This window comes from Deltaproteobacteria bacterium, assembly GCA_009930495.1.
Lineage (GTDB): Bacteria > Desulfobacterota > Desulfovibrionia > Desulfovibrionales > Desulfomicrobiaceae > Desulfomicrobium.
Map to the genome: position 1 here is coordinate 1 of RZYB01000457.1, position 1,108 is coordinate 1,108.

Sequence of the window (1,108 nt, forward strand, 5' to 3'; positions counted from 1 at the left end):
GCGGGGATATACCCACCGGCGGACAGGGTGGCCCATATCTGCCGGGCGTCCGCCAGCAGGGAATAGGGTATGGACCACGTGTGTGCCGCGCCGTCCGGATCGACCCATGCCACCAGCAGGCCCCATTCGCCGCTCTGGCCATCTCGGCTTCGGGCGAGAATGTCGAGGCGCGGTCCTAGCCGGATCGGCGGGAGTGGGTTTCCTTCCTTGTCTTGGTTCTGTGGCTGGAAAAATAGACCCCGCTCGGACTGCCAATATCCATCTGGCAGTTTCGTTTCCGGGGGGGTGGGTGCCGGGGCGGGGGCGTCTGCCGTGGTGCTGGTCACTGGCTCCGGAGCCGTGGCGGCCAGGATGCGTTCCCGCGTGATTTCCGGCCCGTGCATCGCCCACACGTCCCACATATCCGCTTTCCTGCCCAGATTGGGCAGGGCAACGCGGCCGCCGATGATGCGGGCCGCCTCGGTGGCGTGATGTATGCCCGTGTTCACGCGGCCGCCTCCTGGCTCCGGTCATCATCCGCCAGGAGAATTATGTCCGCCCCTGGGGCGGCAAGGCGGCGGACAATCTCCGCCACCGGGGCCAGATTCCCCGCGTCAATGGCCATGGCGCCGGGGCAGTCCACGGCCAGGCATCCGGCCGCCACGGTCGCCAGCCCCTCGCCGATCAGCACGCGGGCCGCGCCTCGGATTTTACCCACGGGAAAAAAACAGCCCCGCTTTTGCCCGCCAGCCAGTAGATCCTTGGTCCCGTCGCCATTGACGGCCTGAAGGGTCCGGATCTGGCCGCCCTCATCATATATGGGGATCAGGAGGGCATCCGCCCATTTCCGTTGGGGCCATTGGCCGCGTCGGACCAGATCGGGAAATCGAAGGCGCTTTTTGGTCGCGTAGGGATGGCCGGACGGGTCCAGGCTGGCCGCGTCGTAGATGGCGCGGGCCTTGGTCGCGGCCTGGGCCTGACGGTGGGCACGGTCTGCTTCCCGGGCCTTCCGGTCCTGCTCGATCCGCGCATGGAGCGCGGCTCGCTGGGTGTCGGTCATGGCCTCCCGCGCCACCGCGCACCATGTGCCCGTTTCGCCCGTGACATGATTCCAGACCGTGATATTCGG

General features: G+C 67.4%; 2 protein-coding genes. Both read right to left on the reverse strand.

What is annotated here, in order from left to right:
• Positions 1–488: DUF927 domain-containing protein (locus EOL86_15435; GenBank protein ID NCD26962.1), on the reverse strand; the 488-nt coding region annotated here is incomplete at its 3' end.
• On the reverse strand, positions 485–1,039 hold the full coding sequence (locus EOL86_15440; GenBank protein NCD26963.1) for a hypothetical protein: 555 nt from the start codon (positions 1,037–1,039) through the stop codon (positions 485–487). The genes EOL86_15440 and EOL86_15435, both read right to left, overlap by 4 nt.
• Between the last annotated feature and the right edge of the window lie 69 nt (positions 1,040–1,108).

Bases quoted from the DNA above. Each gene is read 5' to 3' on its own strand.
- EOL86_15440 (NCD26963.1), bottom strand. From the start codon at position 1,039: ATGACCGACACCCAGCGAGCCGCGCTCCATGCGCGGATCGAGCAGGAC.